This window comes from Escherichia sp. AM3, from assembly GCF_032029835.1.
Lineage (GTDB): Bacteria > Pseudomonadota > Gammaproteobacteria > Enterobacterales > Enterobacteriaceae > Escherichia > Escherichia coli.
On sequence record NZ_JAVUPQ010001085.1, the window covers coordinates 1 to 259 of the forward strand.

At 57.9% G+C, this 259-nt stretch carries 1 protein-coding gene; it reads right to left on the bottom strand.

What is annotated here, in order from left to right:
• On the bottom strand, positions 1 to 259 hold a 259-nt coding region (locus tag RTW80_RS29815), incomplete at both ends, for a DEAD/DEAH box helicase (RefSeq protein ID WP_312721756.1).

Genomic DNA, 259 nt, shown 5'->3' on the forward strand with positions numbered 1-259 from the left:
TAACTGCACGTCATAACGCTGGCCGCCGTACAGGGCTACCACGTTTACGCCGCGCATATGTTTAGAGAATTCCGTCATAGCTTCAGCAACCTGAACAGCCAGTTCACGGGTTGGAGCCAGGACGAGGATCTGCGGCGCGCGCAGGTCCGGATCAATGTTGTTCAGCAGCGGCAGCGAGAATGCTGCGGTTTTACCGCTACCAGTCTGGGCCATGCCCAGCACGTCACGACCAGAAAGCAGGTGTGGGATACACTCAGCC